The organism is Oscillibacter sp. KLE 1728 (assembly GCF_934833455.1).
In the GTDB taxonomy this organism is placed as follows: Bacteria; Bacillota; Clostridia; order Oscillospirales; family Oscillospiraceae; genus Oscillibacter; species Oscillibacter welbionis.
On record NZ_CAKVVF010000014.1, the window covers coordinates 20,640 to 33,916 of the forward strand.

General features: G+C 62.8%; 8 protein-coding genes. 1 reads left to right on the forward strand and 7 read right to left on the reverse strand.

Translation table 11 applies throughout. From position 1 onward, the window contains the following. Positions 1-125: 125 nt before the first annotated feature. The 4 genes from QVE23_RS02815 to QVE23_RS02830 form a co-directional block, all read right to left on the reverse strand. Positions 126-905: a helix-turn-helix domain-containing protein gene (locus QVE23_RS02815; RefSeq protein WP_287967542.1), complete on the reverse strand. Its 780-nt coding sequence runs from the start codon at positions 903-905 to the stop codon at positions 126-128. Positions 906-1,022: 117 nt separating this feature from the next. Then, entirely contained in the window at positions 1,023-1,868 is an 846-nt protein-coding gene (locus QVE23_RS02820) for an HAD-IIB family hydrolase (RefSeq protein ID WP_287967544.1), read from the reverse strand. Between the two features lie 110 nt (positions 1,869-1,978). Beyond that, positions 1,979-3,268 (reverse strand): PSP1 domain-containing protein, encoded by a 1,290-nt coding sequence (locus QVE23_RS02825; protein ID WP_287967032.1) that lies wholly within the window; start codon positions 3,266-3,268, stop codon positions 1,979-1,981. Further along, complete coding sequence (locus QVE23_RS02830) at positions 3,265-4,125, reverse strand: DNA polymerase III delta subunit-related protein (RefSeq protein WP_287967545.1); 861 nt, start codon at positions 4,123-4,125, stop codon at positions 3,265-3,267. The genes QVE23_RS02825 and QVE23_RS02830 overlap by 4 nt, the downstream gene beginning before the upstream one ends. Before the next feature lie 358 nt (positions 4,126-4,483). On the opposite strand from QVE23_RS02830, the gene ppdK reads away from it, so the two are divergent. Then, on the forward strand, positions 4,484-7,114 hold the full coding sequence (ppdK, locus tag QVE23_RS02835; protein ID WP_287967546.1) for a pyruvate, phosphate dikinase: 2,631 nt from the start codon (positions 4,484-4,486) through the stop codon (positions 7,112-7,114). Positions 7,115-7,182: 68 nt separating this feature from the next. On the opposite strand, the gene QVE23_RS02840 is transcribed toward ppdK, so the two are convergent. The 3 genes from QVE23_RS02840 to QVE23_RS02850 form a co-directional block, all read right to left on the reverse strand. Then, positions 7,183-7,863 (reverse strand): TIGR00266 family protein, encoded by a 681-nt coding sequence (locus tag QVE23_RS02840; RefSeq protein ID WP_025544920.1) that lies wholly within the window; start codon positions 7,861-7,863, stop codon positions 7,183-7,185. Positions 7,864-8,014: 151 nt separating this feature from the next. Next, on the reverse strand, positions 8,015-12,046 hold the full coding sequence (gene carB / locus QVE23_RS02845; protein WP_119311833.1) for a carbamoyl-phosphate synthase large subunit: 4,032 nt from the start codon (positions 12,044-12,046) through the stop codon (positions 8,015-8,017). Beyond that, entirely contained in the window at positions 12,046-13,110 is a 1,065-nt protein-coding gene (locus QVE23_RS02850) for a carbamoyl phosphate synthase small subunit (protein WP_287967547.1), read from the reverse strand. Before QVE23_RS02850 ends, carB begins: the two co-directional genes overlap by 1 nt. Positions 13,111-13,277: the final 167 nt, after the last annotated feature.

A 13,277-nucleotide genomic window follows, 5' to 3' on the forward strand; every position in this document is an offset into this window, starting at 1 on the left:
TGTTGTTGTACTAAGCAAGTAATACAATAGCACATTCTCCAGATTTGTCAAGTGGATTCGAAAAAAATTTTGGAGAGGCAAAAGCGCCGCAGCGGCTTATCGCTGCGGCGCAAGGGATTCATCGGTTATTCGATTTTGCGGAGGGAGGTTCTCTGATCATACCGGCAGCCCAGGATGAGGATGGCGAAGCCCAAAATGGTCACCAGAAGACAGGGCAGGTCGTCCCAAAAAGTCACCTCCAGAAATTCCCACATATTCTCCGGCCCATACTCCGCCAGATACACCAGCAACGCAGTGGAAATACTCCAGACCGGCCCCGTCTGCAAAAACCGCAGAGGCGCGGGAAGGGGGAGCCGCATGTTCAGCAGACCCATCAGCACCAGGAGCCAGCCCAGATAATACCAACGAAGCCGCCCTGCCAATTGGCGGCCCCGGAATACCAGAATCACAGACACGAGAATCAGCAGCACATGGGGAATCATTGTGGGAATATACACCATCTGCACGTATTTCACCCAGGCAAAATTCTCGAGGTCCTGCGCCTGCTGGTATGTATTGGCCGCAAGAACAGCCAGGTCAACCAGGTTCCAGACACCCCAGGCCGCCAGAACCCAGGCCAGCAGATAGCCCCTGTTCCGGTACCATTGCTTGACCCGGACCCACAGGCCCGCCGCAGGAGCCGTGGTATTGGCCGTCTCCGGCTCCTCTAGTTCTTCCAGCAATAAGTAATCCGTGGACACGCCGAACTGGCGGCTGATGCGGACGAGCTTCTCCACCTCCGGCATGGCCTCGTTCCGCTCCCACTTGCTCACCGCCTGGCGGCTCACATCCAGCAGCTTGGCAAGCTGGTCCTGGCTCAATCCCGCCCGGGTCCGGAGCTTTTGCAGCTTCTCTCCAAAGGTCATGGCGCTTCCCTCCCCTGCCGTTTTCACACGTTCAGGATACCAGACGATACCGGGACATGCCAGCAACCAAACCTGGAATTTCCGCTACCACAGGTAGCGGAGCGGTGTTTCCGGCGCTCAGGCGTACATTTTGTCCAGGCGGGACACGATGTCCGCCAGAGTGTCGTGGTCCGCATCTGCCACGATGGTGGCCCCGCAGGCCCGGACAGCGGGTACGCAGTTGGCGGGGGCAAATCCCTCCGCCGCCCAGGTCAGCATGGACAGGTCGTTGGCCTCGTCCCCGGCGCAGTAGACGTGCTGGCGGGAGATGCCCAGCCGCTCCGCCAGCCGGGCCACCATGCCACCCTTGGTGGCGCCTCTGGCGGTGACCTCCAGCAGTGTCCGGTCAGAGAAGAAGATCTCATACTCCCCCGCCCAGGGCTGGGACTGCAGAAACGCCTTGACCTCCTCCAAAACGGCGTGGTCCTCCTCAAACATGATCTTTCCCAGCGGCAGGGGCACATCCAGCAGGGAGGGCTTTTCCACCACGCTCACATGAGTGACGTGCTCATGCTGGCGGGTATAGAGATTGGGCCGGACGGCGTGGATCACGTTGTCGATGTGGTATGCCTCCACCGCCAGCGTGGGGAATCGGTCCAGAGTCTCCTGTCCCCGCCGGCGGGTGCTCTCGTCCAGCAGAATGGTCTCCAGATACTCCCCCTTCTGAAAATCATACAGGGCCGCGCCGTTGCACACAATGCCCGGCGCGTTCATGGGCACCTGATCCGCGAATTTGATGAAGGCCGCCAGCGCCCGGCCGGTGGCGATGGCAAATCTCCCGCCGCCGGCCATGAAATACTCCAGCGCCTCCCGGTTCCGGCGGGACACCTCCGGCACCTCGGCGCCCGTGCGCCGGGCCGTCTCCGTATTCAGCAGGGTATTGTCAAAATCGCTGGCCAGCAGTACACCGTCAAATTTTCCCATAAAAACTCCTCCATCCTATCTCTCTGAAAAGGCAGATCCGCTCCATCTGCCTGCTCTCCCGGCATTTCAAAAGACCGCCGCCCGAAAAAGGGGCGGCGGTCCAGCCGGATTCACTCACTCTTGGGGGCGGAACCGCCGCCCTCGCCGCCGTTTTTGTTCCGGCGGCGCCCCCCCCGGTGGTGGGGCCTGCGGCGGCGCTTGGCCTCGCCTTCACCGTCCGGGGCCGCCGCCCTGTTCTCCCCAGGTCTGGCTTCTGCCAGCTTGGGCTGCGCAGGCCTGCTCTCCTGTTTGGGGGGACGGGGCCGCCCTTCCTTCTTCTCCGGCCCCCTGGCCTCGGCCTTGGGCTGCTCGACCCCCTCTCCGCTTTTGGCTCCCCCTCTCCGGCGGCCGCCCCGATGCCGGCGGCGTGGCTTGCCGTCGCCGCTGCCGGGTGCGCCGATCTTCTCCCGCATGGGCGCCTCTTCCAGCTGCGTGTCCATATAGAAGGGCGGCATCAGGGCCGGGGCCTCCTCCCGGAACTCCTCCGCCTCCTTCGGCTCCACGTAGCGGGCGGGGCGCTCCGGAATGGCGATGCCCTCCCGGCTGCCCTTGCCGTTGCGCAGAACGCACACCTCACAGTTGTGATAGCACTTCAAAGGCTCCGGCGCACTGTCCAGGCTGACCTTCACGGTCTCCCGCAGCAGGTCCACGCTCTTCACATTGCCGGGGCCGTCCGGCGTCTGAACAAAGGATTCTGCCTTGGGCATCCGCTTGGCTGCGTCCTCATAGACGTTCTGCTCGTATTTCAGGCAGCACATCAGCCGCCCGCAGGTGCCGGAGATTTTGGTGGGATTCAGGCTGAGGTTCTGGGTCTTGGCCATTTTGATGGACACGGGCAGGAACCCGTCCAGAAACTGGGAGCAGCAGAAGGGTCTGCCGCAGATCCCCAGACCGCCGATCATCTTGGCCTCGTCCCGGACGCCGATCTGCCGCAGCTCGATCCGGGCCCGGAACACCCCGGCCAGATCCCGCACCAACTCCCGGAAGTCCACCCGGCCGTCGGCGGTAAAGTAGAAGACGATCTTGTTGCCGTCAAAGCTGGCGGACACGTTCACCAGCTTCATCTCCAGCCCGTGGGCGGCGATCTTCTTCTCACAGATGTCAAAGGCCTCGCTCTCCCGCTTCTTGTTCTGCTCCACGGTGCGGCGGTCGCTGTCCGTGGCCATCCGCAGCATAGGGCTCAGAGGCTTGACAATGGCGGAGTCCTCCACCTCGTGGTTCCCCTCCGTGCAGGTGGCGAATTCCGGGCCTTGGGCGGTCTCCACGATCACCTGGTCTCCCATCTTCACCTGGTTGCCGTTTGGATTGAAATAGTAATTTTTACAGCCGCCTCGAAAGCGGACGCTGATAACTTCTGTCAAAGGATGCCCTCCAATTCCACCGCGATGGCGCCCAGCACATGGCCGGTTCCCACGTTGTACGTGCACTCCCCGCGATACTTCTGTAACAGCTCTATTGTGCGCATGATTTGGGATTTTGTCAAGTTTTTCGCGAGAATTGGGGCGATTTCCCGGCAGCTTTCCTCCGGTTCCTGTCCATATTGCAGCAGCAGCGCCGCCGCGCACAGGGCCCGGCTCCGCTCCAGCAGGGCGGACAGGTCCTCCCGGGTGATGCGCTTTTTCTCCAGCCGCACCACCAGCTCCGTCACCTTTCCCCGCTTCCGGGCGGCCAGGCAGCGGCACAGGGCCTCTGCCGCCTGGACCTCTTCACCGCCGCCTTCCGCAGCCGGGTGCAGCTTCAGCTCCACGCACCGGGAGCGCAGGGTCTGGAGCACCACAGCGGCATTTTCCGCACAGAAGAGAAAGGCCGCATAGGGCGGCCCCTCCTCCACCACCTTCAGCAACACGTTCTGGTCCTGTTCCGTCAGCAGGGCGCAGTCCGGAAACACATAGACCTTCCGCCGCCCCTCGTTGGGGCGGATGTAGGCGTCTGCCCGGATGGCGCGCACCACGTCCACGGCGATGTTCTTATGGTCTGGGTCCCGGACGGTGATCACGTCCGGATGGATGCCCGCCAGCACCTTCCGGCAGGCGGGGCAGACGCCGCAGGGGCGGCTCTCCTCCCCCGTGCACTCCAGGGCGGCGGCGGCAAAGCAGGCGGCGGACATCCGGTCGCCGCTGCCGGTGAGCAGCAGGGCGTGGGACAGGGTGCCGCGAGTGGCGGCCTCCCGGATGCGGATGGCGGCTGGCTCCTCCGGCCGCAGGCCGAACAGGGACATGGCGTACTCTCCTTTTCCCGCTGTGAGCACGGGCTGATCTGCAGATTTTCCGGCGGCGCCGGGTGTTTGGGGCGCCCGGCGGCCTTCCGGCGGGCACACTGGAGCCATTGTACCACATGGCCCCGAAAAAGGAAAGAACGTAAATATTTTCTTTGTTGCGCAACTGTTAATTGTGTGGATTGCACAAACATTTGTGAAAATACTCCAGCTATCCCCAAATTTCTTAGCATTTTTATGTATTGTTTTCCGAAAAAATTCCCAATATAATGTTATCGTTATCAAAATGGGCTAATCGTTTAACCGCAGATTGGAGTCCACCCGACTTTCGACTGCGGCAGGAAAGAGAGGTTTGGACTACATGAGCAAAAAATATGTCTATTTGTTCAGCGAGGGCAACGCCAACATGCGGGAGCTGCTTGGCGGCAAGGGTGCCAATCTGGCCGAAATGACCAACATTGGCCTGCCGGTGCCCCAGGGCTTCACCATCACCACCGAGGCCTGCACCCAGTACTATGAGGACGGCCAGAAGATCAACGACGGGATCCAGGCGGAGATCATGGAGTATATCACCAAGTTGGAGGGCATCACCGGCAAGAAGTTCGGCGATCTGGAGAACCCCCTGCTGGTCTCCGTGCGTTCCGGCGCCCGGGCCTCCATGCCCGGCATGATGGACACCATCCTGAATCTGGGTCTGAACGAGGACGTGGTGGACGTGCTGGCCAAGAAGTCCGGCAACCCCCGCTGGGCCTGGGACTGCTACCGCCGCTTCATCCAGATGTACTCCGACGTGGTGATGGAAGTGGGCAAGAAGTACTTTGAGCAGCTCATCGACCAGATGAAGGAGGCCCGCGGCGTCACCCAGGACGTGGAGCTGACTGCCGACGACCTGAAGGAGCTGGCCGGCCAGTTCAAGGCCGAGTACAAGTCCAAGATCGGCCAGGACTTCCCCACCGACCCCAAGGAGCAGCTGATGGGCGCCATCAAGGCCGTGTTCCGCTCCTGGGACAATCCCCGCGCCAACGTGTACCGCCGGGACAACGACATCCCCTACTCCTGGGGCACCGCCGTCAACGTCCAGTCCATGGCCTTCGGCAACATGGGCGACGACTGCGGCACCGGCGTGGCCTTCACCCGCAACCCCGCCACCGGCGAGAAGAAGCTGTTCGGTGAGTTCCTGACCAACGCCCAGGGCGAGGACGTGGTGGCCGGCATCCGGACTCCCATGCCCATCAGCGAAATGAGCGAAAAGTTCCCCGAGGCCTTCGCCCAGTTCGAGAAGGTTTGCAAGATCCTGGAGGATCACTATCACGATATGCAGGACATGGAGTTCACCGTGGAGAACGGCAAGCTCTATATGCTGCAGACCCGCAACGGCAAGCGCACCCCTGCTGCTGCGCTCAAGATCGCCTGCGACCTGGTGGACGAGGGGATGATCGACGAAAAGCAGGCCGTGGCCATGATCGATCCCCGCACCCTGGACACCCTGCTGCATCCCCAGTTTGACGGCGAGGTGCTGAAGAAGACCCCCGTGATCGGCAGCGCCCTGGCCGCCTCTCCCGGCGCCGCCTGCGGCAAGGTCGTCTTCTCCGCTGAGGACGCCAAGGCCTGGGCCGAGCGCGGCGAGAAGGTGGTCCTGGTCCGGCTGGAGACCTCACCTGAGGATATCGAGGGCATGAAGGCTGCTCAGGGCATCCTGACTGTGCGGGGCGGCATGACCTCCCACGCGGCCGTGGTGGCCCGCGGCATGGGCAAGTGCTGCGTCTCCGGCTGCGGCGCCATCAAGATGGACGAGGAGAATAAGCAGTTTGAGCTCTCCGGCAAGACCTTCCACGAAGGCGACTGGCTGTCCATCGACGGTTCCACCGGCAAGATCTACGACGGCGCCATCCCCACGGTGGACGCCTCTATCGGCGGCGAGTTCGGCCGGGTCATGGGCTGGGCCGACCAGTACCGCCGCCTGAAGGTCCGCACCAATGCGGACACCCCCCACGACGCCGCCCAGGCCCGGAAGTTCGGCGCTGAGGGCATCGGCCTGTGCCGTACCGAGCACATGTTCTTTGACGCAGACCGCATTCCCGCCATCCGCCGAATGATCTGCTCCGACACCGTGGAGCAGCGTGAGGCCGCTCTGGCTGTTCTGGAGCCTATGCAGCAGTCCGACTTCGAGGGCATCTATGAGGCCATGGAGGGCCTGCCTGTCACCATCCGTTTCCTGGATCCCCCGCTGCACGAGTTCGTGCCCACTGAGGAGGCCGACATCGAGCTGCTGGCCAAGGACATGGGCAAGAGCGTTGCGGAGATCAAGGCCATCATCGCCGGCCTGCACGAGTTCAACCCCATGATGGGTCACCGGGGCTGCCGTCTGGCGGTCACCTATCCGGAGATCGCCGCCATGCAGACCCGCGCCGTCATCAAGGCTGCGCTGAACGTCCAGGCCAAGCATCCCGAGTGGACCATGGTGCCTGAGATCATGATCCCCCTGGTGGGCGAGGTCAAGGAGCTGGCATACGTGAAGAAGGTCGTGGTGGAGACCGCCGATGCCATCATCAAGGAGGCCGGCTCCAACATGAAGTACCTGGTGGGCACCATGATCGAGATCCCCCGGGCCGCGCTGACCGCCGATGAGATCGCCAAGCAGGCGGACTTCTTCTCCTTCGGCACCAACGACCTGACTCAGATGACCTTCGGCTTCAGCCGTGATGACGCGGGCAAGTTCCTGGACGCCTATTACGACAAGAAGATCTACGAGAACGATCCCTTCGCCAAGCTGGACCAGACCGGCGTGGGCAAGCTGGTGGATATGGCCTGCAAGATGGGCCGCGCCACCAACCCCGAGCTGCATCTGGGCGTGTGCGGCGAGCACGGCGGCGACCCCTCCAGTGTGGAGTTCTTCCACCGGACGGGCCTGGATTATGTGTCCTGCTCTCCCTTCCGGGTGCCCATCGCCCGGCTGGCTGCGGCACAGGCTGCCATCACGGACGAGAAGTAATCTTCTCTCTCATAAAAAACCGGACCGCCCAAAGAGGGCGGTCCGGTTTCTTTGTATCGATGCATAAGTCACTTCGCTGTGGGCATGAAGGGCCGCAGAACCCCTGCCACCTGAGAGATCGGCATGGTCTGGAGATAGACATGGCCCGGTCCGGTGATAATGGTGTTGAAGATTCCCTCACCGCCGAACACCATGTTCTTGAGCCCCGGGACTGCCTGGATATCCATGGAGCAGGTGGCATCCATGGCCGCCAGATATCCGGTATCCACCACCAGGGACTCACCGGGATCCAGGTCATATTCCACGATATGCCCGTCGAACTCGGTGAAGGCAATCCCCCGGCCGGAGAGCTTCTGCATGATGAAGCCCTCGCCGCCGAAGAAGCCGGAACCCAGCTTCTTCTGGAAAAAGACGGACAGCTGGACGCCCGCCTCGCTGGCCAGGAAGCCGCTCTTCTGCACCACCAGCTCCCGGCCCGGACCGATGTCAAAGGCCCGGATGCTGCCCGGGAAGCTGGAGGCAAAGGCGATCAGTCCTTGGCCGCCCTGGGCGGTGTAGCGGTTCTGGAAAATGGAGTCGCCGGAGAGCATCCGCCCAAACGCCTTCCCCAGACCGCCGTTGGTGCTGGTCTCCATCTTCATGTTGGGGGTCATCCAGCTCATGCTCCCCCGCTCGGTGAGCATGGTCTCGCCGGCCTCCAGCTGGCAGATCACCACCGGCAGCGGTGCTCCCTCGATCTGATATTCCATGGTGTGCTCCTTTCTCTTCTCGGCCCGGGGCCGGTTTTCTCCATTCTACCGGGGCCGCTGCATCGTGTCAATCCAAACCGGGCGGCTTTCCTGGTCCTTACAGAAATTTTACAGCCCCGGCATCTAAACGGATGCCGGGGCTGTGCTGCGCTCAGTACTCCACTACGCCGGTGTAGACCAGCTTGGCATCGCCGGTGAGGGTGACGGCTTCGTCGGTGTAATGCACCACCAGGTCGCCGCCCTGGACCCGGACCGTGATGTCCCGTCCCTTTTCACAGAGGCCGTTGGCCACCGCCGCCACCACCGCGGCACAGGCGCCGGTGCCGCAGGCCAGCGTCTCACCGCTGCCCCGCTCCCAGACCCGCATCTTGATGGTGCTGGGATTTACCACCCGGATAAACTCCGTGTTGATCCGGTCCGGAAAATAAGGCGCATGTTCAAACTGCGGCCCGATCCGGGCCACATCCACGCCGTCCACCCGGGAACAGAACACCACGCAGTGGGGATTGCCCATGTCCACGCAGGTGATCTCCCAGGGCTGCCCGGCAATCTCCACCGGATAGTTCACCACCTGCCGCTTCGGGATATTCAGCCGGAGGGCCGTGGTGTCCAGGGTCGCGTAGCCCATGTCCACGCAGGCGGAGGTCACCCTGCCGTCGGTGGTGTAGACCCGGACGGTCTTGGTGCCCTTGTCCGTCTCCAGGGTCATTTCCTCCTTGCGGACGATACCGTTGTCATAGAGGTACTTCGCCATACACCGCAGGGCGTTGCCGGCCATGGAGCCCTCAGACCCGTCGGCGTTGAACATCCGCATCTTGGCATCCGCCTTCCGGGATCCCTCCATGAGGATGATGCCGTCGGCACCGATGCCGTAGTGCCGGTCGCAGAGGGTGACGCACAGGGACTCCGGGCAGGTGATCTCCCCGCTGAAATTCTCCAGGAAGATGTAGTCGTTGCCGCAGGTCTGCATTTTGGCGAAGGGCAGCTTCTGCCGCTCCGTCCGCAGATGGCAGATATCGACGAGCTCCGTGTTCTCCTGGTTGTAGCGGCTGGCCAGGATGTCCGTCAGGGCACCGGCCGTATCCAGCGAGGTCAGGCAGGGAATGCCCAGCTGGACGCACCGGTGGTTCAGGTGGATGAAGTCCCGGATATACTCCGGCTCCGTAGAGCCGGTGAGGATCACGTAGTCGATCCTGCCGGACTCCAGCAGCTGGAAGACCCGGTTGTCCCGGCCCAGCTTGCCCACCACCTCCACGTCCGTGCCCAGGCGGGAGATCTCCCGTGCGGTGCCGTCGGTGGCGTAGAGGCGGAAGCCCATTTCATCCAGCTTCCGGGCGATGTTGACAATCTCCGGCTGGTCCCGGCGGTTCACGGAGATCAATACCCCCGCGTGTCCGCTCTTCTCCACCTTGTACCCGGCGGAGACCAGGCCTTTGAACAGCGCCTCCTGCATATTGGCGCCCAGGCCCAGCACCTCGCCGGTAGATTTCATCTCCGGGGACAGGGCGGCGTTGGCGTCGGTAATCTTCTCGAAGGAGAACACCGGCACCTTCACCGCCACGTAGGGCGGACGTTTGTACAGGCCCGTGCCATAGCCCAAGGCCTTCAGGGGCTGGCCCACCATGACCCGGGTGGCCAGGTCCACCATGGGTACGCCGGTGACCTTGGAGATATAGGGCACCGTCCGGCTGGCCCGGGGGTTCACCTCAATGACGTACAGCTCTCCCTGATAGATCAGGTACTGGATGTTGATAAGCCCCCGGGTCTTGAGGGACAGGGCCAGCTTTTCGGAGCAGTCCACGATGGTCTGGAGCATCTTGTCCCCGATGGAAAAGGGCGGGTACACGGCGATGGAGTCGCCGGAGTGGACGCCGGTACGTTCGATGTGCTGCATGACGCCGGGGATCAGTACATCGGTGCCGTCAGAGATGACGTCCACCTCCAGCTCCTTGCCCATCAGGTACTGGTCCACCAGCACCGGGTTCTCAATCTTGCCGGAGAGGATGATCTCCATGTAGCGGCGGACTTCCTCATCGTTGTGGGCGATGACCATGTTTTGGCCGCCGATGACGTAGCTGGGCCGCAGCAGAACAGGATACCCCAATTCATTCGCTGCCTCCAGCGCCTCATTCATACCCAGCACGCCCCGGCCGGCGGCCCGCTTGATGGAAAACCGCTCCAGCAGCGCGTCGAACCGCTCCCGATCCTCCGCCATGTCGATGGACTCGGCGCTGGTGCCCAGAATGGGGATGCCGCGGCTGTCCAGGAATTTCGTCAGCTTGATGGCCGTCTGACCGCCGAAAGCCACCACTACACCCACCGGCTTCTCCACGGCGATGATGTGCATGACATCCTCCGGGTACAGCGGCTCAAAATACAGGCGGTCGGCAGTGTCGTAGTCCGTGGAGACAGTCTCCGGGTTGTTATTGACAATCACCACGTCGTAGCCCAGCTCCTTCAGCGTCCAGACACAGTGGACAGAGGAGTAATCAAACTCGATGCCCTGGCCGATGCGGATGGGGCCGGAGCCCAGCACCATGATGACCGGCTTGCCGCTGCGGGGGAAGGCCCGGGACTCGCAGAACCGGTCATAGGTGGAGTAGAAATAGGGCGTCTCCGCGTCAAACTCCGCGCCGCAGGTGTCCACCATCTTGTACACCGCATCCCGGTGCTCCGGCAGTTCTCCGCCGCCGGAAAGCCTGCGGAGAGCCTCATCGGGATAGCCCAGCCGCTTGCCCTCCCGGTACTGCGCCTCCGACAGGCCGTCTGCAATGGAAGCCTCGAACGCCGCCAGCTTCCGCAGCTTGCAGAGGAACCAGGGGTCGATTCTGGTGATGTCGTGGATCTCCTCTACGGTGACGCCGGATTTCAGCGCCTCGAACACCGTGAAGAGCCTGTGATCGTCCACTCGGCGGAGCCGCTCCCGGATGGGGGCGTCGTCCCCGTGGTCCGGTTTCCGGTTCAGGGTGTCCATGCCGATCTCCGCGCCCCGGACAGCCTTGAGCAAGGCCATCTCGAAGCTGGGGGCGATGGCCATCACCTCGCCCGTGGCCTTCATCTGCGTGCCCAGGGCCCGGCTGGCATCGGCGAACTTGTCGAAGGGCCACTTGGGCATCTTCACCACGATATAGTCCAGGGTGGGCTCGAAGCAGGCACAGGTCTTGCCCGTGATGTCGTTTTTAATCTCGTCCAGGGTGTAGCCCAGAGCGATCTTGGTGGTGATCTTGGCGATGGGGTAGCCGGTGGCCTTGGAGGCCAGGGCCGAGGACCGGCTGACCCGGGGATTCACTTCGATGACCGCGTACTCAAAGCTCTCCGGGTTCAATGCCAGCTGCACGTTGCAGCCACCCACGATCCCCAGGTGGGTGATGATGTCCAGAGACGCCTTGCGGAGCATCTGGAACTCCTTGTCCGCCAGGGTCTGGGTGGGGGCCACCACGATGGAGTCGCCGGTATGGACACCCACCGGGTCCAGGTTCTCCATGGAGCAGACGGCGATCACGTTGCCCACGCTGTCCCGCATGGTCTCGAACTCGATCTCCTTCCAGCCGAAGATGGCCTTCTCCACCAAAATCTGCGTGATGGGCGAGGCGTCCAGGCCGGTGCCCGCGATGATCTTCAGCTCGTCGGGATCCTTGGCCGCGCCGCCGCCCGCGCCGCCCAGGGTAAAGGCGGGCCGCACGATGACGGGGTAGCCGATCTTCTCCGCCACCGCCAGGGCCTGGTCCACGGTCTCCGCGATGTCGGAGGCAATCACCGGCTGGCCGATCTCCGCCATGGCCTCCTTGAAGAGCTCCCGGTCCTCCGCCCGGGAGATGGCCGCTGCGTCGGTCCCCAGAAGGCGGACGCCCTGGGCCTGGAGAAAGCCCTCCTTGTCCAGCTGCATGGCCAGGGTCAGGCCGGTCTGGCCGCCCAGGCCCGCCAGGATGGAATCGGGGCGTTCCTTCTTGATGATGCGCTTGACGGTCTCCACGGTCAGGGGCTCCAGGTAGATCTCATCCGCCATGGCCTGATCCGTCATAATGGTGGCGGGGTTGGAGTTGCAGAGGACCACGTTGATGCCGGCATCCTTCAGCACCCGGCAGGCCTGGGCGCCGGCGTAGTCGAACTCCGCCGCCTGGCCGATGACGATGGGGCCGGAGCCGATGACCAGCACTTTCTGAATGCTCTTATCCAGCGGCATTACCGGTCACCCCCTTTCATCAGAGCTACAAATTGGTCGAACAGGAACGATGTGTCCTTGGGCCCGGTGCAGGCCTCTGGATGGAACTGGACCGTGAATGCCCGCAGGTCCGGATAGTCGATGCCCTCGCAGGTGCCGTCGTTGGCGTTGATGAAGCGGACCTTCCCCACCGGCAGGCTGGTACCGTCCACGGCGTAGCCATGATTCTGGCTGGTGATGTAGGTGCGGACGCCCTCCAGGTCCCGGACGGGCTGATTGACCCCCCGGTGGCCGTATTTCAGCTTGTAGGTGCCGCCCCCCACCGCCAGGGCCGTCAGCTGGTGGCCCAGGCAGATACCGAACAGGGGCACCTTGCCCAGGAGCTTTTTGATCTGCTCAATCTGATAGACGTTCTCTGCCGGATCCCCGGGGCCGTTGGAGAGCATGACGCCGTCAGGCTTGGCCGCCAGCACCTCCTCTGCACTGGTCTGCGCAGGCAGGACAGTGACGGTGCAGCCGCGCTTTTGCAGCTCCCGGACGATGTTGCGCTTGGCGCCGTAGTCCAGCAGGCTCACCCGGAACCGCTCCTCTCCCTCCGCCGGGTAGGCGGATGCTGCTTTACAGGTCTCCGCCTCCACCACGCCGGTGACGGCATAGGTCTTCACCGCCGTCAGATCCGCCGGAACCTCATCACAGATCGCGGCGTTCATGACGCCGTGCTCCCGGATGATCCGGGTCAGCTCCCGGGTGTCCACACCCCAGAGCCCCGGCACGCCCCGGTCCCGCAAAAAAGCGTCCAGGTCTCCCTGGCAGCGGAAATTGGACGGCTCCTCGCACCACTCCCGCACCACGTAGCCCCGGACGCAACACGCGCCTTCAAAATCCTCCGGAATGATCCCATAATTGCCGATCAGAGGATAGGTCTGCATCACGATCTGTCCAGCATAGCTGGGATCCGTCAGTGTCTCCAGATAGCCGCACATGCCGGTGGTGAACACCAGCTCGCCCACGGCGTCCGCCGGCCCCCCGAACCGGAAGCCCTCAAACACCTGGCCATCCTGTAATACCAGATATCCCTTCTTCATGTCGTCCTCCCTCTCCGGCGCATCGACCGGAAAATCCCTATTAGATGTTATTATGCGTTTTTTTTCTGAAGCAGTCAATCCCCCCGTGCAGTGCGGCACGGTAGACTTTTCCAGGGATGAAGGTATTACTTTTTGTGCATTTTCGCAAAGGTCGATCTATTTCCCGC

What these genes read in the sequence shown, in the direction of transcription:
- QVE23_RS02815 (WP_287967542.1), bottom strand. Translation starts at nt 905, where the DNA reads ATGACCTTTGGAGAGAAGCTGCAAAAGCTCCGGACCCGGGCGGGATTG.
- QVE23_RS02820 (WP_287967544.1), bottom strand. Translation starts at nt 1,868, where the DNA reads ATGGGAAAATTTGACGGTGTACTGCTGGCCAGCGATTTTGACAATACC.
- QVE23_RS02830 (WP_287967545.1), bottom strand. Translation starts at nt 4,125, where the DNA reads ATGTCCCTGTTCGGCCTGCGGCCGGAGGAGCCAGCCGCCATCCGCATC.
- ppdK (WP_287967546.1), top strand. Translation starts at nt 4,484, where the DNA reads ATGAGCAAAAAATATGTCTATTTGTTCAGCGAGGGCAACGCCAACATG.
- QVE23_RS02840 (WP_025544920.1), bottom strand. Translation starts at nt 7,863, where the DNA reads ATGGAATATCAGATCGAGGGAGCACCGCTGCCGGTGGTGATCTGCCAG.
- carB (WP_119311833.1), bottom strand. Translation starts at nt 12,046, where the DNA reads ATGCCGCTGGATAAGAGCATTCAGAAAGTGCTGGTCATCGGCTCCGGC.
- QVE23_RS02850 (WP_287967547.1), bottom strand. Translation starts at nt 13,110, where the DNA reads ATGAAGAAGGGATATCTGGTATTACAGGATGGCCAGGTGTTTGAGGGC.